We start from the raw sequence: 23154 nt of genomic DNA, 5'->3' as shown, positions 1-23154 counted from the left end.
CCCAGCCCCCGCACAGCGCCTTCCGCAACGCCGACCGAACCCGGGTGACCTCTCCTCATGTCCAACAACGAAGCCAAGCTCCTCCAGTACCTCAAGCGCATCACCTCCGACCTGGACCAGGCGAACGACCGCATCCGCCGGATGGAGGCGGAGGCCGGCGAGCCGATCGCGATCGTCGGCATGAGCTGCCGCTTCCCGGGCGGCGTAGAGTCCCCCGAGGAGTTCTGGCGGCTGGTCGCCTCCGGCACCGACGGCCTCGGCCCCTTCCCGACGGACCGGGGCTGGGACCTCGACACCGTCGTCGACGCGGACCCCGAGCACACCGGAACCTCGTACGTGGGCGTCGGCGGCTTCCTGGAGGGCGCGGCGGAGTTCGACGCCGGCTTCTTCGGCGTCTCGCCGCGCGAGGCGCTGGCGATGGACCCGCAGCAGCGGCTGCTCCTGGAGACCTCCTGGGAGCTCTTCGAGGACGCGGGCATCGACCCGGCCCCGATGCGCGGCTCCGCCACCGGAGTCTTCGTCGGCACCAACGGGCAGGACTACGGAACCCTCGCCGCCGACTCCACCGACGACCTCGGCGGATACGTCGGCACGGGCAGCGCGGCGAGCGTCGTCTCCGGACGGATCTCGTACACGCTGGGCCTTGAGGGTCCGGCGGTGACGGTGGACACGGCGTGCTCGGCGTCGCTGGTGGCCCTGCACCTGGCGGTGCAGTCGCTGCGCAAGGGCGAGTGCACGATGGCGCTCGCGGGCGGCGTGACGGTGATGTCGACCCCCGCGACCTTCGTGGAGTTCAGCCGTCAGCGCGGCCTGGCGCCCGACGGCCGCTGCAAGTCGTTCGCGGAGGGCGCGGACGGCACGGGCTTCGCCGAGGGCGTCGGCATGCTCCTCGTGGAGCGGCTCTCGGACGCGGTCCGCAACGGTCACCGGGTGCTCGCGGTGGTGCGTGGCTCGGCGGTGAACCAGGACGGTGCGAGCAACGGTCTGACCGCTCCGAACGGTCCGTCGCAGCAGCGGGTGATCCGGCAGGCGCTCGACAGCGCCGGTCTGACGACCGTGGACGTGGACGTGGTGGAGGCGCACGGTACCGGTACCAAGCTGGGCGACCCTATCGAGGCGCAGGCGCTGCTCGCCACGTACGGCCAGGGCCGTGCGGAGGACCGGCCGCTGTGGCTGGGTTCGGTGAAGTCGAACATCGGTCACACGCAGGCCGCCGCCGGTGTGGCGGGTGTGATCAAGATGGTGCAGGCGATGCGTCACGGCGTCCTGCCGCGCACGTTGCATGTCGAGGAGCCGTCGTCGCAGGTGGACTGGTCGGCTGGTGCTGTTCGGCTGCTGACCGAGGAGCGGGAGTGGCCGGAGTCGGGTCGCCCGCGTCGTTCGGCCGTCTCGTCGTTCGGCATCAGTGGCACGAACGCGCACGTGATCCTGGAGCAGGCCCCTGAGGTCGAGGCCGGGGCCCAGGCCGAGGTCGGGGTTCCGGCCCCGGTGGTCGGGGACGTTCCGGTTCCGGTGCTGGTGTCGGGGCGGTCGGCGGAGGCGGTGCGGGCGCAGGCCGCGCGGCTGCTGGAGTTCGTCGAGGCGCGGCCCGAGGTGGGGGCGGCCGGTCTCGGTGCCTCGCTGGCGGTGACGCGTTCGGCCTTCGAGCATCGTGCGGTGGTGGTGGCGGAGGGCCGTGAGGGGTTGCTCGCGGGGCTTGCGTCGGTGGTGGAGGACGGCCGCCGGGTGGCGGGTGTGGTGCGGGGTGTGGCTGCTGCGGATCGTGGGTCTGCTGTGGCGTTGCTGTTCACGGGGCAGGGTGCGCAGCGGCTGGGGATGGGCCGTGGGTTGTACGGGGCGTTCCCGGTGTTCGCGGAGGCGTTCGACGCGGTGTGCGCGGAGCTGGATCCGCTGCTGGGTCGTGCTCTGAAGGACGTCGTCTTCGAGGGCGAGGGCGAGGGGCTGTTGGACCGTACGGGCTTCACCCAGCCCGCCCTCTTCGCGATCGAGGTGGCGCTGTACCGCCTCGTCGAGTCGTGGGGGGTGCGTCCCGGGTTCGTCGCCGGTCATTCGGTGGGTGAGATCGCCGCCGCGCACGCGGCGGGTGTGCTGTCGCTGAAGGACGCGGCTGCCTTGGTGGTGGCGCGTGGTGGGTTGATGGAGGCGCTGCCTGCGGGTGGTGTGATGGTCGCGGTCGAGGCGGCGGAGGAGCGGGTTGTTCCTCTGTTGGTCGAGGGTGTGGCGATCGCGGCGGTCAACGGGCCCGAGGCGGTCGTGGTCTCCGGTGTGGAGGCTGCGGTTCAGGCCGTTGTGGAGGCTTTGACGGCGCAGGGTGTGCGGTCGAAGCGGCTGCGGGTCAGTCATGCTTTCCATTCGCCGTTGATGGATCCGATGCTGGACGCGTTCCGTGAGGTCGTGGCGGGTCTGGAGTTCCGGGCGCCGGAGATTCCGTTCGTGTCGGCGTTGACCGGGTCTCTCGTTTCCGAGGAGATCGCGGAGCCGGAGTACTGGGTGCGGCATGTCCGTGAGGCGGTCCGTTTCCTTGACGTGGTGCGTGTGCTGGATGCCGAAGGTGTGGGCGCGTACCTGGAGTTGGGTCCTGATGGTGTGCTGACGGGCATGGCCCGCACCTGCCTTCCCGAGGACACCGACGCGGTCCTGGTGCCCGTCCTCCGCCGCGAGCGCCCCGAGGCGCAGACGGCGGTGACGGCGCTGGCACACCTGCTCGCCGAGGACACGGTGGCGGACCGGGCCGCGTACTTCACCGCGATCGGCGCCGGCTCCTCGTACACCGACCTCCCCACCTACGCCTTCCAGCGCCGGAGCTACTGGGTCCAGGGTGCCGGATCCTCCGTGGACGCCGGTGCCGCCGGTGTCGGTGCCGTCGACCACCCCCTGCTGGGCGGCGCCGTCACCATGCCGGACTCGTCCGCCATGGTGTTCACGGCGCGGCTGTCGCTGGACACGCACCCCTGGCTGGGCGACCACCAGGTGATGGGCCAGGTCGTCTTCCCGGGCGCGGCCCTGGTGGAGCTGGCGATCCGGGCCGGCGACGAGGTCGGCGCCGGACGGCTCGACGAGCTGACGATCGAAGCCCCTCTCCTCCTGCCGCCGGACGGCGCCGTGCAGGTCCGGCTGATGGTCGCCGAACCGGAGGCGGACGGGCGGCGTCCGCTGACGCTGTTCTCGCGCCCCGAGGACGCCCTGACGGACGAGGCATGGGTCTGTCACGCCAGTGGTGCGGTGGTGCCCGAGGCGAGCACCGCGGACGGCGGGCTCGGCGTGTGGCCGCCGGCCGGCGCGGCCGAGGTCTCGGTCGAGGGCATGTACGAGGTTCTGGCGGGGGTCGGGCTGGCGTACGGTCCGGTGTTCCAGGGGTTGCGTGCGGCCTGGCGTCTCGGCGGCGAGGTGTTCGCGGAGGTGGAGCTGCCGGAGTCGGTGGCGGGGGAGGCGGGCCGTTTCGGTCTGCACCCGGCGCTGCTGGACGCGGCGCTGCACGGCATCGGTCTGGGCGAGTTCGCCTCGGGTGAGGAGGGTGGCGCGCGGCTGCCGTTCGCGTGGTCGGGTGTCTCGCTGTACGCGTCCGGCGCGTCGGCGCTGCGCGTGCGGATCTCTCCGTCCGCCGGTCGGGACGCGGTGTCCCTGACGCTTGCGGACGCGACGGGTGCGCCGGTGGCGGTCGTCGAGTCGCTCGGGCTGCGGCCGGTGTCGGCCGGGCAGCTGGAGGGGCGGACCTCGGGTACCGCTGTGCGGGATGCGCTCTTCGGCGTGGAGTGGACTCCGCTGTCCGTGGATTCCACGAACGGCGCTTCCCCCCTTGGGGGATGGGCACTGCTGGGCGCCCCGGACTCGCCGTCGTGGGCCGGTGCGGCGGGTGTCGAGGCGTACGCCGACCTGGACGCGCTGGCGAGCGCCCCCACGGTTCCGGATGTCGTACTGCTGCCGTGCCCCGCTGCCGGTGAGGTGCGGGAGACGGTCGGGTGGGCGCTGGGTGTCGTTCAGTCGTGGTTGGCGGAGGGGCGGTTCTCTGGTTCTCGGCTGGTGTTGGTGACGTCGGGTGCGGGTGACCGGGTCGAGGATCTGGCCGCGTCGGCGGTGTGGGGTCTGGTGCGTTCGGCGCAGGCGGAGAACCCGGGTCGTCTGGTCCTGCTCGACGTGACGGGCGAGGATCCTTCGTGGGGCCTGGTCGCGGGGGCGCTGGATTCCGGTGAGGTCCAGTTGGCGGTGCGTGGTGACGTGGTGCGCGTGCCGCGTCTGGGCCGGGTGGCGCCGGGCTCTGAGGCTGTCGCCGGGTTCGGTGCGGGCACGGTGCTGGTCACGGGTGGTACCGGTGGTCTGGGTGCGGTGTTCGCCCGTCATCTGGTGACCGTTCACGGGGTGCGTGACCTTCTCCTGACGAGCCGCCGTGGCCTGGAGGCCCCGGGTGCGCGTGAACTGGTCGCGGAGCTGGCCGAGTTGGGTGCGTCGGCCGAAGTCGCCGCCTGTGACGTGACGGATCGTTCGGCACTGGCGGAGGTCCTGTCCTCCGTTCCCGCGGATCGTCCGCTCTCCGCGGTGGTGCACGTGGCGGGTGTTCTGGACGACGGTGTGGTGACCGAGCTGACCGCCGATCGTGTGAACGCGGTTCTGGCGCCCAAGGTGGACGCGGTCGTCCATCTTCACGAGCTGACGGACGGCCTGGACCTTTCGGCCTTCGTCGTCTTCTCGTCGGCCGCCGGTGTCTTCGGTGGCGCGGGTCAGGCCGGGTACGCGGCGGCGAACAGTTTCCTCGACGCGTTCATGGAGCACCGCCGTGCCCAGGGTCTGCCGGGTCTGTCCCTGGCGTGGGGTCTGTGGGACGGCGTCGGCGGTATGGGGGGCGGGCTCGACGCGCAGGATGTGCGGCGTGTGGAGCGCTCGGGTGTCCGGGCTCTGGGTGAGGCGCAGGGTCTTGCGCTGTTCGACGCGGCGTTGTGTGTGGATGCGGCGTTGCTGGTGGCGGTTCCGCTGGATCTGCGGGTCCTGCGGGGTCGTGCCGAGATACCCGCGCTCCTGCGGGGTCTGGTCACGGCACCCCGCCACCGCACCACCGCGAACGCCGGAACGTCGGCGCGCGGCGGATCCGCCCTCGAAGCCCGCCTGTCGGGGCTCAGCACCGCAGAGCAGCGGCTGGCCCTGCTCGACCTGGTCAGCTCGCACGCGGCGGCCGTACTCGGCCACAGCAGTGCCGCGGTGATCGAGCCGGGGCAGGCCTTCCGCGACCTGGGGTTCGACTCGCTCACGGCGGTGGAATTCCGGAACACCCTGATGGCGGAGACCGGAATCCGACTGCCCGCGACGCTGGTCTTCGACTACCCGACGCCCACCGCGCTGACCGAGTACCTCCGCTCGGAGCTCCTCGGTGACGACGAGACGGCGGCGGCCGGGGCCGTGGGCGCGGGCGTGGGCGCGGCGGTGACCGCGGACGACGAGCCGATCGCGATCGTCGGCATGAGCTGCCGCTACCCGGGTGGCGTCGAGTCCCCCGAGGAGCTGTGGCGCCTGGTGGCCGAGGGCGCGGACGGGATCTCCTCCTTCCCGGCCGACCGCGGCTGGGACCTTGAGAACCTCTTCGACGACGACCCGGACAACCCGGGGACCTCGTACGCCGACCAGGGCGGCTTCCTGGAGGGCGCGGCGGAGTTCGACGCCGGCTTCTTCGGTGTCTCGCCGCGCGAGGCGCTGGCGATGGACCCGCAGCAGCGGCTGCTCCTGGAGACGTCGTGGGAGGCGCTGGAGCGGGCGGGCATCGACCCGCTGTCGGTGAAGGGCGAGCGGATCGGCGTCTTCGCCGGCCTCATGTACCACGACTACCTCTCCCGGCTGACCGCGATCCCGGACGGACTGGAGGGCTTCCGCGGCACGGCGGGCGCGGGCAGCGTCGCCTCGGGCCGGGTCTCGTACCTCTTCGGCTTCGAGGGTCCGGCGGTGACGGTGGACACGGCGTGCTCGTCGTCGCTGGTGGCCCTGCACCTGGCGGTGCAGGCGCTGCGCAAGGGCGAGTGCACGATGGCGCTCGCCGGCGGCGTCGCCGTCATGTCCACCCCGGACACGTTCATCGACTTCAGCCGTCAGCGCGGCCTGGCACTGGACGGCCGCTGCAAGTCGTTCGCGGAGGCTGCGGACGGCACGGGCTGGGGCGAGGGCGTCGGCATGCTCCTCGTGGAGCGGCTCTCGGACGCGGTCCGCAACGGTCACCGGGTACTCGCCGTGGTCCGCGGCTCGGCCGTCAACCAGGACGGTGCGAGCAACGGTCTGACGGCTCCGAACGGTCCGTCGCAGCAGCGGGTCATCTGGCAGGCGCTCGACAGCGCCGGTCTGACGGCGGCCGACGTGGACGCCGTCGAGGCGCACGGCACCGGTACCAAGCTGGGCGACCCGATCGAGGCGCAGGCGCTGCTCGCCACCTACGGGCAGGACCGTCCCGAGGGGCACCCTCTGTGGCTGGGTTCGGTGAAGTCGAACATCGGCCACACGCAGGCCGCCGCCGGTGTGGCGGGTGTGATCAAGATGGTGCAGGCCATGCACCACGGTGTTCTCCCGCGCACCCTCCACGTCGAGGAGCCGTCCTCGCAGATCGACTGGACGGCGGGCGCCGTCGAGCTGCTCACCGAGGAGCAGGCGTGGCCGGAGCAGGGCCGCCCGCGCCGCTCCGCCGTCTCCTCGTTCGGCATCAGTGGCACCAACGCGCACGTGATCCTGGAGCAGGCTCCTGAGGTCGGGGGCGAGGCCGGGGTTGGGGTCTCGGCCCCGGTGGTCGGGGACGTTCCGGTTCCGGTGCTGGTGTCGGGGCGGTCGGCGGAGGCGGTGCGGGCGCAGGCCGCGCGGCTGCTGGAGTTCGTCGAGGCGCGGCCCGAGCTGGGCATCACCGGTCTCGGCGCCTCGCTGGCGGAGACGCGTACGGCCTTCGAGCATCGCGCGGTCGTCCTCGCGGGGGACCGGGAGGGACTGGTACGCGCGCTGGGCGCCGTGGCGGCGGGCGAACCGGACGTGTCGGCGGTGTCCGGTGTCGCGGCCCGGGGCCGACTCGCCTTCCTGTTCACGGGGCAGGGTGCGCAGCGGCTGGGGATGGGTCGTGGTCTGTACGAGTCGTTCCCGGTGTTCGCGGAGGCGTTCGACGCGGTGTGCGCGGAGCTGGACCCGCTGCTGGACCGTGCTCTGAAGGACGTCGTCTTCGAAGGCGAGGGCGAGGGGCTGTTGGACCGTACGGGCTTCACCCAGCCCGCGCTCTTCGCGATCGAGGTGGCGCTCTTCCGGCTCGCCGAGTCGTGGGGTGTGCGTCCGGCCTTCGTCGCCGGTCATTCGGTGGGTGAGATCGCGGCCGCGCACGCGGCGGGTGTCCTGTCCCTGCGGGACGCGGCTGCCCTGGTGGTGGCGCGTGGTGGGCTGATGGAGGCGCTGCCTGCGGGTGGTGTGATGGTCGCGGTCGAGGCGGCGGAGGAGCGGGTTGTTCCTCTGTTGGTCGAGGGTGCGGCGATCGCGGCGGTCAACGGGCCCGAGGCGGTCGTGGTCTCCGGGGCGGAGGCTGCGGTTCAGGCCGTTGTGGAGGCTTTGACGGCGCAGGGTGTGCGGTCGAAGCGGCTGCGGGTCAGCCACGCCTTCCACTCGCCGTTGATGGATCCGATGCTGGACGCGTTCCGTGAGGTCGTGGCGGGTCTGGAGTTCCACACCCCCCGCATCCCGTTCGTGTCGGCGTTGACCGGGTCTCTGGTTTCGGAGGAGATCGCGGAGCCGGAGTACTGGGTGCGGCACGTCCGCGAGGCGGTCCGCTTCCACGACGCCGTCCGCACGCTCGACGCCGAAGGCGTGGGCGCGTACCTGGAGTTGGGCCCCGACGGCGTACTGACGGCCATGGCCCGTCATTGCCTCCCCGAGAACACCGGTGCGGTCCTCGTGCCCGTCCTGCGCCGCGAGCGCCCCGAGGCGCAGACGGCGGTGACGGCGCTGGCGCACCTGCTCGCCCGGGACGCGGTGGCGGACCGGTCGGCGTACTTCAGCGGGATCGGCGCCGGTCCCTCGTACACCGACCTCCCCACCTACGCCTTCCAGCACCAGACGTACTGGATCCACGACCAGGGTCCCTCCATGGACGCCGGTGCCGCCGGCATCGCCCCCGTCGACCACCCCCTGCTGGGCGCTGCGGTCGCCCTGCCGGAATCGGCGGACCTGCTCTTCACCGCGCGTCTCTCGCTGCGTTCGCACGGGTGGCTGGACGATCACCGGGTGTTGGGCCGGGTGGTGGTGCCGGGTGCGGCGTTGGTGGAGCTGGCGATCCGGGCCGGTGACGAGGCGGGCTGTGGTCGTCTGGACGAGCTGAACCTTGAGGTGCCGCTGGTGCTTCCCGAGGACGGTGGCGTGCAGCTGCGTGTCCTGGTGGGCGAGGCGGACGGGGTCGAGCGGCGTTCGGTCTCGGTGTTCTCGCGGTCGGAGGACGACCTGGGTGACGGTCCGTGGACGCGGCACGCCACCGGTGTCCTGTCCGTCACGGACCCGGCGAGCGGTGTGAACCTGAGCGTCTGGCCGCCGGCCGGCGCGGCCGAGGTCTCGGTCGAGGGCATGTACGAGGTTCTGGCGGAGGTCGGGCTGGCGTACGGTCCGGTGTTCCAGGGGCTGCGTGCCGCCTGGCGTCTCGACGGCGAGGTGTTCGCCGAGGTCGAGCTGCCGGAGTCGGTGGCGGGGGAGGCGGGCCGTTTCGGTCTGCACCCGGCGCTGCTGGACGCGGCGCTGCACGGCATAGGGCTCGGTGACTTCGTCACCGGCGACGGCGCCGGCGCGCGGCTGCCGTTCGCGTGGTCGGGTGTTTCTCTGTACGCCTCCGGTGCCGCCGCCGTCCGCGTGCGGATCTCCCCGTCCGCCGGTACGGACGCGGTGTCCCTGGCCCTGGCCGACGCCACCGGCGCACCGGTGGCGTCCGTCGACTCCCTCGCGCTGCGGCCGGTCACGTCCGACCAGCTCGGCGGCGGCGCGGCGGCAGGCCTGCGGGACGCGCTGTTCGGGATCGACTGGACGGAACTGGCCCTCGAAGAAACGGCGTTGGACCTCTCCGCGAGCGTGGCCGTCGGCGTGCTCGGCTCGTCGGCCGAGCTGGGCCTGAAGCAGCTCGGGGCCGACGTCGAGACGTACGCCGGTCTGGAGGAGCTGCGGACGAGCGAGGCGCCGGTGCCGGAGGTCGTGTTCCTGCCCTGCCCGACCGCCGGCGGTACCGCCTCCGCGGAGCAGGTGCGGGAGGCGGTCGGGTGGGCGCTGGGTGTCGTTCAGTCGTGGTTGGTGGAGGAGCGGTTCGCCGGTTCTCGGCTGGTGCTGGTGACGTCGGGTGCGGGTGACCGGGTCGAGGACCTGGCCGCGTCGGCGGTGTGGGGTCTGGTGCGTTCGGCGCAGGCGGAGAACCCGGACCGTCTGGTCCTGCTCGACGTGACGGGCGAGGACCCTTCGTGGGGCCTGGTTCCGGCGGCGCTGGCCACTGGTGAGGTTCAGCTGGCGGTGCGTGGTGACGTGGTGCGTGTGCCGCGTCTGGGCCGGATCTCGCCGGATGCCGGATCCGGATCCGGATCCGTCGCCGGGTTCGGTGCGGGCACGGTTCTGGTCACGGGTGGTACCGGTGGTCTGGGTGCGGTGTTCGCCCGTCATCTGGTGACCGTTCACGGGGTGCGGGATCTGCTCCTGACGAGCCGCCGTGGCCTGGAGGCTCCGGGTGCGCGTGAACTGGTCGCGGAGCTGGCCGAGTTGGGTGCGTCGGCCGAAGTCGCGGCCTGTGACGTGACGGACCGTTCGGCACTCGCGGAGGTCCTGTCCTCCGTTCCCGCGGATCGTCCGCTCTCCGCGGTGGTGCACGTGGCGGGTGTCCTGGACGACGGTGTGGTGACCGAGCTGACCGCCGACCGTGTGAACGCGGTTCTGGCGCCCAAGGTGGACGCGGTCGTCCACCTCCACGAGCTGACGGACGGCCTGGACCTCTCCGCGTTCGTCGTCTTCTCCTCCGTCGCCGGCGTCTTCGGCAGCGCAGGACAGGGCGGGTACGCGGCGGCGAACAGCTTCCTCGACGCGTTCATGGAGCACCGCCGTACCCAGGGCCTGCCGGGTCTGTCCCTGGCCTGGGGCCTGTGGGACGGCGTCGGCGTCGCAGGAGGCTCGGGCGGCATGGGCGGCGGCCTGTCGGAGGCGGACGTACGCCGTGTCGAGCGCTCCGGCGTCCGGCTGCTGGACCTGCCCCTCGGGCTGGGGCTCTTCGACGCGGCGGCCGGGACCGGCCGCGCGGTCGTCGTCCCCGTACCGCTGGATCTGGCCGTGCTGCGCCGCCGGGACGACGTCCCCGCCCTGCTGCGCGCCCTCGTCCCCCCGGCGAAGCACCGCACGGCCGCCCGCGCGGGCGCCGGAACCGCGGGCGCCGCCGGGGCCGCCGCCGAGCAGTCGCTGCGGCAGCGCCTGCTGGCCCTGCCGGAGGAGGAGCGGGACGCCGCGCTGCTGGAGGTCGTACGCGGCCAGGTCGCGGCCGTCCTCGGGTACGCCGGAACCACGGCCGTGGACGCCGACCGGTCCTTCCGGGAGCTGGGATTCGACTCGCTCACGGCGGTCGAGCTCCGCAACGGCCTCGGGGCCGTCTCCGGCCTCGGCCTGCCCGCCACGCTCGTCTTCGACTACCCGACGCCCGCCGTCCTCACCGACTACCTGCGGACCGAACTCCTCGGCAAGTACGCCGAATCGGAGCTGCTCGGACAGTTCGACGCGCTCGTTCCGCTGATGGACGCGATCGCCCGCGACGAAGCGCTGCGCACGAAGGCCGAAGCCCGGCTGCGGACGCTGCTCGCGCAGCTCTCCGCCGGTCCCGCCACCGCCCGGTCGGCGGAGGACGAGGCCGAGGCCGAGGCGGAGCGGGAGATCGAATCGGCCACGGCGGACGAACTGCTCGACCTGATCGACAAGGAGTTCGGCTCGATGTAAGCGGCGGCCACCACCACAGCATCACCGCCGGGCGCGGCGGGTCCCTTTTCGCTACCTCACGGCTCCGAGCCGAAGAAATTCCCTGAGAGGGCAGTAGAACGATGGCCGACGAGACGAAGCTTGTTGAATACCTCAAGCGGGTCACTGCCGACCTGCGCCAGACGTCCCGGCGCCTGCGCGAGGTCGAGGCCGAGGCCACGGAGCCGATCGCGATCGTCGGTATGAGCTGCCGCTATCCGGGCGGTGTGGAGTCCCCCGAGGACCTGTGGCGCCTGGTGGCCTCCGGCTCCGACGGCGTCTCCCCGTTCCCCGTCGACCGCGGCTGGGACGTGGAGGGGCTGTACGACGAGGACCCGGACCACCGGGGCACCTCGTACACCCGCGAGGGCGGCTTCCTGAAGGGCGCGGCGGAGTTCGACGCCGGCTTCTTCGGCGTCTCGCCGCGCGAGGCGACGGCGATGGACCCGCAGCAGCGGCTGCTCCTGGAGACGTCGTGGGAGGCGCTGGAGCGGGCGGGCATCGACCCGCTGTCGGTGAAGGGCGAGCGGATCGGCGTCTTCGCCGGCCTCATGTACCACGACTACGCCACCAGCGTCGCCGAGGTCCCCGAGGAGCTGGAGGGCTACATCGGCAACGGCAGCGCGGGCAGCGTCGCCTCCGGCCGGATCTCGTACACCCTCGGCCTTGAGGGTCCGGCGGTGACGGTCGACACCGCCTGCTCCTCCTCCCTGGTGGCGCTCCACCTCGCCGTCCAGGCGCTCCGGCGCGGCGAGTGCACGCTGGCGCTCGCCGGCGGTGTCACGGTCATGTCGACCCCCGCGACCTTCGTGGAGTTCAGCCGTCAGCGCGGCCTCTCTCCGGACGGCCGCTGCAAGTCGTTCGCGGAGGGCGCGGACGGTACGGGCTGGGGCGAGGGCGTCGGCATGCTCCTCGTGGAGCGGCTCTCGGACGCGGTCCGCAACGGTCACCGGGTACTCGCCGTGGTCCGTGGCTCGGCCGTCAACCAGGACGGCGCGAGCAACGGTCTGACCGCTCCGAACGGTCCCTCCCAGCAGCGCGTCATCCGCCAGGCGCTCGACAGCGCCGGCCTGACGGCGGCCGACGTCGACGCCGTCGAGGCGCACGGCACCGGCACCAAGCTGGGCGACCCGATCGAGGCGCAGGCGCTGCTCGCCACCTACGGCCAGGACCGCTCCGAGGACCGGCCGCTGTGGCTGGGCTCGGTGAAGTCGAACATCGGCCACACCCAGGCCGCCGCCGGTGTGGCGGGTGTGATCAAGATGGTGCAGGCGATGCGCCACGGCGTCCTGCCGCGCACCCTCCACGTCGAGGAGCCCTCCTCGCAGATCGACTGGACGGCGGGCGCCGTCGAGCTGCTCACCGAGGAGCAGGCGTGGCCGGAGCAGGGCCGCCCGCGCCGCTCCGCCGTCTCCTCGTTCGGCATCAGTGGCACGAACGCGCACATCATCCTGGAGCAGGCCCCCGAGGCCGAGGCGGCAGCGGCGACGGCCGAGACGGAGGCGGCCCCGTCCGCCACCCCGTCCACCACCGCGTCCCCCACCGAGTCCGTCACCCCGCTCCCCACCGCGCCCACCGCGCCCTCCGCGCTCCCCTTCGCCCTCTCCGGAAAGACCCCCGCCGCCCTCCGCGACCAGGCCGCCCGCCTGGCCGCCTTCCTCCGGCGGGACGAGGAGGACGCGCCGGTCACGGCGACGGACCTGGACGTGGCGTACTCCCTCCTCACCTCGCGCGGCACCATGGAGAACCGTGCCGTCGTCGTGGCGGCCGACCGCGCCGAACTCCTCTCCGGCCTCGACACCCTGGCCCTCGGGGGCTCCGCGCCCGCCGTCGTCCAGGGCGTCCCGGCAGCGGGCAGGACGGCGTTCCTCTTCACCTTCCAGGGCAGCCAGCACCCTGGCATGGGCAGCGAGCTGTACGAGGCCTTCCCGGTCTTCGCCGCCGCCTTCGACGCGGTCTGCGCGGAGCTCGACAAGCACCTCGACCGCCCCATCCGGGACATCGTCTTCGCGGCGGAGGGCACCCCGGAGGCCGAACTCCTCGACCGCACCGGCTACTCGTCGCCCGCCATCTTCGCCCTCGAAGTGGCCCTGTACCGGCTGCTCGAACACTGGGGTCTGCGCCCCGACCTGATCGCCGGCGGATCGATCGGCGACTCCGCCGCCATCCACGTCGCGGGCGTGCTCTCCCTCGCGGACGCCGCGACCCTCGTCACCAGCCGCAGCCGCCTCATGAACGCCCTGCCGCCGGGCGGCGGCATGGTGGCCGTCGAGGCCCCCGAGCAGGTCGTACGGGAAGCCCTCGACGAGCTGGACGGCCGGGTCAACATCGCGCTCGTCAACGGACCGCAGGCCTTCGTCGTCTCCGGCGACGAAGAGCTGATCGTCGCCCTCGGCGACCGCTGGAAGGCCGAGGGCTACCGCATCAAGCGGCTCCTCGTCGGCCACGCCTTCCACTCCCCGCACATGGACCCGATGCTCGACGACTTCCGCCGCGTCGCCGCGAGCCTCGACTTCCGGGCCCCCACCATCCCGATGGTGGACGCCCTGACCGGCGAGCTGCTGAGCGCCGAGGAGGTGTGCAGCCCCGAGTACTGGGTGCGGCACGTCCGCGAGGCGGTGCGGTTCTGCGACTCGGTCCGCACCCTGGAGCGCGAGGGCGTCACCACCTACCTGGAGGTCGGACCGCTCGCCATGCAGAGCGTGATGGCCCGCGAGTGCCTGACCCAGGAGGACGCCGACACCGCCCTGGTCTCGACGCTCCGCCGGGACCGGTCCGAGGTCGGCTCGCTGCTCGCCGCCGTCGCACGGCTCCACACCCGGGGCATCCGCGTCGACTGGTCCGCGTTCTTCGCGGACCTCCGGCCGCGCACCACCGACCTGCCCACGTACGCCTTCCAGCGCGACCGCTACTGGCTGGAGGCCCCGGCGGGCGCCGCCCGCGTCGGCGACTCCGCCGCAGCCGCCGCACTGGGCCTGAGCCTCGCCGGCCACCCCCTGCTGGGCACCGCGATCGCCCTCGCCGAGGGCGGCGGCTTCCTGTTCACGGGCCGTCTCTCGCTGCGTTCGCACGGGTGGCTGGACGATCACCGGGTGTTGGGCCGGGTGGTGGTGCCGGGTGCGGCGTTGGTGGAGCTGGCGATCCGGGCCGGTGACGAGGCGGGCTGTGGTCGTCTGGACGAGCTGAACCTTGAGGTGCCGCTGGTGCTTCCCGAGGACGGTGGCGTGCAGCTGCGTGTCCTGGTGGGCGAGGCGGACGGGGAGGATCGGCGTTCGGTCTCGGTGTTCTCGCGGTCGGAGGACGACCTGGGTGACGGTCCGTGGACGCGGCATGCCACCGGTGTCCTGTCCGTCGCGGACTCGGCGAGCGGTGTGGACCTGAGCGTCTGGCCGCCGGCCGGCGCGGTCCAGGCCGACACGGAGGACATCTACGAGGTGATGGCCGGCGCCGGGCTGGCGTACGGCCCGGTGTTCCAGGGGCTGCGTGCGGCCTGGCGTCTCGACGGCGAGGTGTTCGCCGAGGTGGAGCTGCCGGAGTCGGTGGCGGGGGAGGCGGGCCGTTTCGGTCTGCACCCGGCGCTCCTCGACGCCACGCTCCACGGCATCGGCCTCGGTGACTTCGTCACCGGCGACGGCGCCGGCGCGCGGCTGCCGTTCGCGTGGTCGGGTGTCTCGCTGTACGCCTCCGGTGCCGCCGCCGTCCGCGTGCGGATCTCCCCGTCCGCCGGTACGGACGCGGTGTCCCTGGCCCTGGCCGACGCCACCGGCGCACCGGTGGCGTCCGTCGACTCCCTCGCGCTGCGGCCGGTCACGTCCGACCAGCTCGCCGGGGACGCGACGGCCGCCGCACTGCGCGACGCGCTCTTCCGCCTCGACTGGGCGGAGCTGCCCGTGGTCACGGGAGGAGCGGTGCCGTCCGACGCGGGCTGGGCGCTGCTCGGCGCCGACGACTCGGCCGTCGGGCGCGGACTGGCGGCGGCGGGCATCCCGTTCACCGCGTACGCCGGTCTGGAGGAGCTGCGGACGAACGACGCTCCCGCTCCGGAGGTCGTACTGCTGCCGTGCCCCGCTGCCGGTGAGGTGCGGGAGGCGGTCGGGTGGGCTCTGGGTGTCGTTCAGTCGTGGTTGGCGGAGGAGCGGTTCTCCGGTTCCCGGCTGGTGTTGGTGACGTCGGGTGCGGGTGACCGGGTCGAGGATCTGGCCGCTTCGGCGGTGTGGGGTCTGGTGCGTTCGGCGCAGGCGGAGAACCCGGGCCGTCTGGTCCTGCTCGACGTGACGGGCGAGGACTCTTCGTGGGGCCTGGTTCCGGCGGCGCTGGATTCCGGTGAGGTTCAGCTGGCGGTGCGTGGTGACGTGGTGCGTGTGCCGCGTCTGGGCCGGGTGGCGCCGGGTTCTGAGGTCGTCGCCGGGTTCGGTGCGGGCACGGTGCTGGTCACGGGTGGTACCGGTGGTCTGGGTGCGGTGTTCGCCCGTCATCTGGTGACCGTTCACGGGGTGCGGGATCTGCTCCTGACGAGCCGTCGTGGTCTGGAGGCTCCGGGTGCGCGTGAACTGGTCGCGGAGCTGGCCGAGTTGGGTGCGTCGGCCAAGGTGGCTGCCTGTGACGTGACGGATCGTTCGGCGCTGGCGGAGGTCCTGTCCTCCGTTCCCGCGGATCGTCCGCTTTCCGCGGTGGTGCACGTGGCGGGTGTTCTGGACGACGGTGTGGTGACCGAGCTGACCGCCGACCGTGTGAACGCGGTTCTGGCGCCCAAGGTGGACGCGGTCGTCCACCTCCACGAGCTGACGGACGGCCTGGACCTCTCCGCGTTCGTCGTCTTCTCCTCCGTCGCCGGTGTCTTCGGTGGCGCGGGTCAGGCCGGTTACGCGGCGGCGAACAGTTTCCTCGATGCGTTCATGGAGCACCGCCGTGCGCAGGGTCTGCCGGGTCTGTCTCTGGCGTGGGGTCTGTGGGACGGCGTCGGCGGTATGGGGGGCGGGCTCGACGCGCAGGACGTCCGCCGTGTGGAGCGCTCGGGTGTGCAGGTCCTGGGTGAGGCGCAGGGTCTTGCGTTGTTCGACGCGGCGTTGTGTGTGGACGCGGCGTTGCTGGTGGCGGTTCCGCTGGACCTGCGGGTCCTGCGGGGTCGTGCCGAGATACCCGCGCTCCTGCGGGGTCTGGTCACGGCACCCCGCCACCGCACCACCGCCTCCTCGGCGAAGGCGGCCGACGCCTCGCTTCGCCAGCAGCTGCTCGCACTGCCGGAGGAGCAGCGCCACGCGACCCTGGTCGGCCTCGTACGGCAGCATGTCGCCGCCGTCCTCGGGTACGCGGGCGGGGAGACGGTCGACCCCGACCGGGCCTTCCGCGAGCTCGGTTTCGACTCGCTCACGGCGGTCGACCTCCGCAACGCCCTCGGCCCCGTCACCGGTCTCACCCTGCCCGCGACGCTGGTCTTCGACTACCCGACGCCCACCGCGCTGACCGAGTACCTCCGCTCGGAGCTCCTCGGCGACGACGAGACGGCGGCGGCCGGGGCCGGGGCCGGGGCCGTGGGCGCGGCGGTGGCCGCGGACGACGAGCCGATCGCGATCGTCGGCATGAGCTGCCGCTACCCGGGTGGCGTCGAGTCCCCCGAGGACCTGTGGCGCCTGGTGGCCGAGGGCGCGGACGGGATCTCCTCCTTCCCGGTCAACCGCGGCTGGGACCTCGACTCGATCTACCACCCGGACCCGGAGCACCGGGGCACCTCGTACACCCGCGAGGGCGGCTTCCTGCACGACGTCGCCGACTTCGACGCCGAGTTCTTCGGGATCTCGCCGCGCGAGGCGCTGGCGATGGACCCGCAGCAGCGGCTGCTCCTGGAAGCGGCGTGGGAGGCCATCGAGCGGGCGGGCATCGACGCCAAGTCCCTCAGGGGCTCCCGCACCGGTGTCTTCGCCGGCCTCATGTACCGCGACTACCTGACCAGGCTGCGCTCCGTGCCGGAGGGCCTGGAGGGCTTCCGCGGCACCGCCAGCAGCGGCAGCGTCGCCTCGGGCCGTGTCTCGTACCTCTTCGGCCTTGAGGGTCCGGCGGTGACGGTCGACACCGCCTGCTCCTCCTCCCTGGTGGCGCTCCACCTCGCCGTCCAGGCGCTCCGGCGCGGCGAGTGCACGCTGGCGCTCGCCGGCGGTGTCACGGTCATGTCGTCGGCGGGGACCTTCGTGGAGTTCAGCCGTCAGCGCGGCCTCTCTCCGGACGGCCGCTGCAAGTCGTTCGCGGAGGGCGCGGACGGTACGGGCTGGGGCGAGGGCGTCGGCATGCTCCTCGTGGAGCGGCTCTCGGACGCGGTCCGCAACGGTCACCGGGTACTCGCGGTGGTGCGTGGCTCGGCCGTCAACCAGGACGGCGCGAGCAACGGTCTGACCGCTCCGAACGGTCCCTCCCAGCAGCGCGTCATCCGCCAGGCGCTCGACAGTGCCGGTCTGACGACCGTGGACGTGGACGTGGTGGAGGCGCACGGCACCGGTACCAAGCTGGGCGACCCGATCGAGGCGCAGGCGCTGCTCGCCACCTACGGCCAGGACCGTCCCGAGGACCGGCCGCTGTGGCTGGGCTCGGTGAAGTCCAACATCGGCCACACCCAGGCCGCCGCCGGTGTCGCGGGCATCATCAAGATGGTGCAGGCCATGCACCACGGCGTCCTCCCGCGCACCCTCCACGTCGAGGAGCCCTCCTCGCAGATCGACTGGACGGCGGGCGCCGTCCAGCTCCTGACCGAGGGGCAGGCCTGGCCGGAGACCGGCCGGGCGCGCCGCGCGGGCGTGTCCTCGTTCGGCATCAGCGGCACCAACGCCCACATCATCCTGGAGCAGGCCCCGGAAGCCGGGGCCGAGGACGGGACGGAGGCGGGGGCCGGCGAGCCCGCGGGCGGCGGAATGGTCCCGTGGATGCTGTCGGGCCGGACGGCGGAGGCGCTGCGGGCGCAGGCGTCGCGGCTCCTCGACTTCGTGGAGGCGCGCCCCGAGCTGGGCGTGACCGACGTGGCCTCCTCGCTGATGGCCCGTTCCGCGATGGACCACCGCGCGGTGGTCGTCGGCCGGGACCGCGGCGAGTTCCTCGACGGTCTGCGGGCCCTGATCCGCGACGGCGCGACGTCGAACGTCCCGGCCGCCGAGGACCCGGCAGGTGCCCGACTCGCCTTCCTGTTCACGGGGCAGGGTGCGCAGCGGCTGGGGATGGGTCGTGGTCTGTACGAGTCGTTCCCGGTGTTCGCGGAGGCGTTCGACGCGGTGTGCGCGGAGCTGGACCCGCTGCTGGACCGTGCTCTGAAGGACGTCGTCTTCGAGAACCAGGACCAGGGCGAGGGCCAGGACCAGGGCCAGGGGCTGCTGGACCGTACGGGCTTCACCCAGCCCGCCCTCTTCGCGATCGAGGTGGCGCTGTACCGCCTCGCCGAGTCGTGGGGCATCCGTCCGGCCTTCGTCGCCGGTCACTCGGTGGGCGAGATCGCCGCCGCGCACGCGGCGGGTGTCCTCTCCCTGCGGGACGCGGCCGCCCTGGTGGCGGCGCGTGGCGGGCTGATGGAGGCGCTGCCTGCGGGCGGTGTGATGGTCGCGGTCCAGGCGGGTGAGGAGCGCGTCGCCCCGCTCCTGGCGGACGGCGCGGCGATCGCGGCGGTCAACGGGCCGACGGCGGTCGTGATCTCCGGGGCGGAGGCCGCGGTCCAGACCGTCGTGGAGGCTCTGACGGCGGAGGGTGTGCGGTCGAAGCGGCTGCGGGTCAGCCACGCCTTCCACTCCCCGCTCATGGATCCGATGCTGGACGCGTTCCGCGAGGTCGTCGAAGGCCTGGAGTTCCACACCCCCCGCATCCCGTTCGTGTCGACGCTGACCGGGACGGCCGTCTCCGAGGAGATCGCCGACCCCGAGTACTGGGTGCGGCACGTCCGCGAGGCGGTCCGCTTCCACGACGCCGTCCGTACGCTCGACGCCGAAGGCGTGGGCGCGTACCTGGAGTTGGGCCCCGACGGCGTACTGACGGCCATGGCCCGTCATTGCCTCCCCGAGGACACCGGCGCGCTCCTCGTCCCCGCGCTGCGCCGCGAACAGCCCGAGGCGCCGGGCATCACCAAGGCGGTCTCGGAGCTGCACCGGCGTGGCGTGGACCTCGACTGGGAGGCCCTGTGCGGCGTCTCGGTCGACTGGGACTCCTTCTTCGCCGAGTCCGGCGCGCGCCGGGTCGAGCTTCCGACGTACGCCTTCCAGCGGCAGACCTTCTGGCTGGAGGACGCCGGCGACACCACGCAGGACGTCGCGTCGGTCGGCCTCAAGTCCGCCGGGCACCCGCTGCTGGGCGCCTCGATCGCGCTGCCCGAGTCCGACGGTCTGGTGTTCACGTCCAGGCTGTCGCCGCGCACGCACGCGTGGCTGAACGACCACCGCGTGCTGGGCCGGGTGATCGTGCCGGGCGCGGCCCTGGTGGAGCTGGCGATCCGGGCCGGCGACGAGGTCGGCTGCGGCACGCTGGACGAGCTCCTGCTGGAGGCGCCCGTCGCGCTCGCCGAGGACGGCGGCGTGCAGCTGCGTGTCCTGGTGGGCGAGGCGGACGGGGAGGAGCGGCGTTCGGTCTCGGTGTTCTCGCGCGCCGAGGACGACCTGGGCGACGGTCCGTGGACGCGGCACGCCACCGGCGTCCTGTCCACGGCCCGGCCGGCGAGCGACGCGGACCTGGGCGTCTGGCCGCCGGCGGGTGCGGTCGAGGCCTCCGTGGAAGGCGTCTACGAGGTTCTGGCGGAGGCCGGGCTGGCGTACGGCCCGGTGTTCCAGGGGCTGCGTGCGGCCTGGCGTCTCGACGGCGAGGTGTTCGCCGAGGTGGAGCTGCCGGAGTCGGTGGCGGGGGAGGCGGGCCGTTTCGGTCTGCACCCGGCGCTCCTCGACGCCACGCTCCACGGCATCGGCCTCGGTGACTTCGTCACCGGCGACGGCGCCGGCGCGCGGCTGCCGTTCGCGTGGTCGGGGGTCTCGCTGTACGCCTCCGGTGCCGCCGCCGTCCGCGTGCGGATCTCCCCGTCCGCCGGTACGGACGCGGTGTCCCTGGCCCTGGCCGACGCCACCGGCGCGCCGGTGGCGTCCGTCGACTCCCTCGTCCTGCGGCCGGTCACGTCCGACCAGCTCGGCGGCGACGCGTCCCTCCTGTCGGACGCGCTGTTCCGGGTCGACTGGGCGGAGGTGCCGACGGCGGGAGCCGTCCCGTCCGACACCGGCTGGGGGCTGCTCGGCGGCGAGGACTCGTCCGCCGGGCGGGCGTTGGCCGGGGCCGGGATCCCGTTCACCGCGTACGCCGGTCCGGAGGACCTCGCCACGGCCTCCGGTCCGCTGCCGAAGGTCGTGCTCCTGCCCTGCCCCGCCCCCGGGATCCCCGTGGAGCGCGGCGCCGCGGACCGGGTCGGGGCATCGGTCGAGCGGACCCTCGCCCTCCTCCGGTCCTGGCTCTCGGAGCCCCGCTTCGACGACGCGCGTCTGGTCCTGGTGACCTCGGGCGCGGTCGCCGCCCGCGCCGGGGAGCCGGTGCGGGAGCGGGATCTGGCGCCGGCCGCCGTGTGGGGTCTGGTGCGTTCGGCGCAGGCGGAGAACCCGGGCCGGGTGGTCCTCGCGGATCTCGCGGAGGACGACGGGGCCGCCTGGGCGGGGCTGTCGGCCGCGCTCGGCACCGACGAGCAGCAGTTCGCCCTGCGCGGCGACGCCCTGCTGGTGCCCCGGCTCGCCCGGGCCCGGACCGCCGACGCGCTGGTCGCGCCGGACGGTGACGCCCCCTGGCGGCTGGACGCCACCGTGCGGGGCACGCTGGAGAACCTGGTGCTGGTGCCGGCCCCGGAGGCGGCCGCGCCGCTGACGGCCGGGCAGGTGCGGATCGGGGTGCGGGCCGCGGGGCTCAACTTCCGTGACGTGATGCTCTCCCTCGGTCTCTACCCGGGCGACTTCGTGCTCGGCGGCGAGGGCGCGGGCGTCGTCCTGGAGGTCGGGCCGGAGGTCACCGGCGTCCGTCCGGGCGACCGGGTCATGGGCATCTTCGACGGCGCGTTCGGGCCGACGGTGATCGCCGACGCCCGGTCGGTGCACCGGATCCCCAAGGGCTGGTCGTTCGCGCAGGCGGCGGCCGTCCCCATCGTGTTCATGACCGCGTACTACGCGCTGGTGGACCTGGCCGGGGCCCGGCGCGGCGAGTCCGTGCTGATCCACGCCGCCGCCGGCGGCGTCGGCATGGCGGCGGTGCAGCTGGCCCGCCACCTCGGCCTGGAGGTGTACGGCACGGCGAGCCCCGGCAAGTGGGACACCCTGCGGTCCCTGGGGCTCGACGACGCGCACATCGCCTCCTCCCGCACGCTGGACTTCGAGGGCACGTTCCTCGGCGCGACCGGCGGGCGCGGGGTCGACATCGTCCTCGACTCGCTCGCCCGCGAGTTCGTCGACGCGTCCCTGCGGCTGCTGCCGGAGGGGGGCCGGTTCCTGGAGATGGGCAAGACCGACATCCGGAACCCGGAAGAGGTGGCCGCCGCCCATCCGGGGGTGCGCTACCGGGCGTTCGACCTCGTGGACGCCGGTCCGGAGCGGATCGGCGAGATGCTCGCCGCGCTCGTCGAGCTCTTCGAGAGCGGTGCCCTCGCGCCGCTGCCGGTGACCACCTGGGACGTCCGGCAGGCGCGCGACGCCTTCCGGTACGTCAGCCAGGCCAAGCACACCGGCAAGGTCGTCCTGACCGTGCCGGTGCCGCTCGACCCGCGGGGCACCGTGCTCGTCACCGGGGGCACCGGCGCCCTGGGCGGCCTGCTCGCCCGGCACCTGGTCGCCGAGTACGGGGTGACCAGGCTGGTCCTGACCAGCCGGCGCGGCCGGGACGCCGCCGGCGCCGCCGACCTCGAACGCGAGCTCACCGGGCTCGGCGCGGACGTCCGGATCGCCGCCTGCGACGTGTCCGACCGGGTGGCGCTCGCCGAACTCCTCGCGGAGGTCCCCGCCGAGCACCCGCTCACGGCGGTCGTCCACACCGCCGGCGTCCTCGACGACGGCATCCTGCCCTCGCTGACCGCCGAGCGCCTCGCGAAGGTGATGGTCCCCAAGACCGGCGCGGCCCTCGCCCTGCACGAGCTCACCCGGGACCTGGACCTGTCGGCGTTCGTCCTCTTCTCCTCCGCCGCCGGAGTCTTCGGCAACCCCGGCCAGGCCAACTATGCGGCGGCCAACGCCTCGCTCGACGCCATCGCCCAGTACCGGCGTTCGCTCGGCCTGCCCGCCGTCTCCCTCGCCTGGGGCATGTGGGAGGAGAGCAGCGACATGACCGCCCACCTGGGGGAGGGCGAACACGGCCGCCACGAGCGCGCCGGCGCCACCGCCCTCACCTCGCCGGAGGGGCTCGCCCTCTTCGACGCGGCGCTCGCGGACGGTACCGCCGCGCTGGTCCCCGCCCGGCTCGACCTGGCCGCCGTCAACGCCTCGTCCGGTCCCGTCCCGCCGCTGCTCCGCGGTCTCGTCCGGGCGTCGGTGCGCCGGGCCGCGGCCGCGGCGACGGCCGGGGACCGCGCGGGCTCCGTCTCTCCGGCCGAGCGCCTGGCGGGCCTGGCCAAGCGGGCCCGTGACCGGGAACTGCTCGACATCGTCCGCGAGAACACGGCGATCGTCTTCGGGCACGCCACCTCCGACATGGTCGAGGCCGGCCGCACCTTCAAGGCGATCGGCATCGACTCGCTCACCGCGCTGGAGCTGCGCAACCGGGTGGCGGCCGCCACCGGGCTGCGGCTCTCCCCGACCGTCGTCTTCGACTACCCGACGCCCGCCGCCCTGGCCGCTCACCTCCAGGAGCAGTTCGGCACCGGGGACGGGAACGAGGACGAGCCCGTGGGCGGCGAGGGCGGGAACGCGGCCGAGGAGGCACGGGGCGGCGCCGCCTCCCTGTCCGAGATCGACCGCCTGGAGGCGCTGCTCGGATCGGTCGACCAGGCCGACGAGGCCGCCGTCACCGTCCGGCTGCGCGAGCTGATGGCCGCCTGGAACGCCCGGACGACGGCCGCGCCGCCGGCCGGTGACACCGACATCGAATCCGCGACCGCGGAGGACATCTTCGACCTTCTCGACGGCGAGCTGGGCGCCCTGTGACCGCCGGGTCCCGGGCCCGGGACGACAGATCCCGGGCCCGGGGCCGCAGGCCCAGCCCCCGCCGACCCGCGAACCTCTGTTGGAGCGA

2 protein-coding genes are annotated in these 23154 nt (G+C 73.5%); both read left to right on the top strand.

Translation table 11 applies throughout. The annotated features are described in order from the left end of the window. Positions 1-99 precede the first annotated feature (99 nt). Positions 100-10935, top strand: coding sequence for an SDR family NAD(P)-dependent oxidoreductase (locus ACFQ8C_RS06970; RefSeq protein WP_383453067.1), 10836 nt, complete (start codon positions 100-102; stop codon positions 10933-10935). A gap of 101 nt (positions 10936-11036) precedes the next feature. After that, positions 11037-23066, top strand: coding sequence for an SDR family NAD(P)-dependent oxidoreductase (locus tag ACFQ8C_RS06965; protein WP_383453053.1), 12030 nt, complete (start codon positions 11037-11039; stop codon positions 23064-23066). Positions 23067-23154: the final 88 nt, after the last annotated feature.

It is taken from the genome of Streptomyces sp. NPDC056503 (assembly GCF_042794995.1).
In the GTDB taxonomy this organism is placed as follows: Bacteria; Actinomycetota; Actinomycetes; order Streptomycetales; family Streptomycetaceae; genus Streptomyces.
The sequence above is the reverse complement of the archived record's forward strand: the minus strand, read 5'-3'. Positions and strand labels throughout refer to the sequence as shown.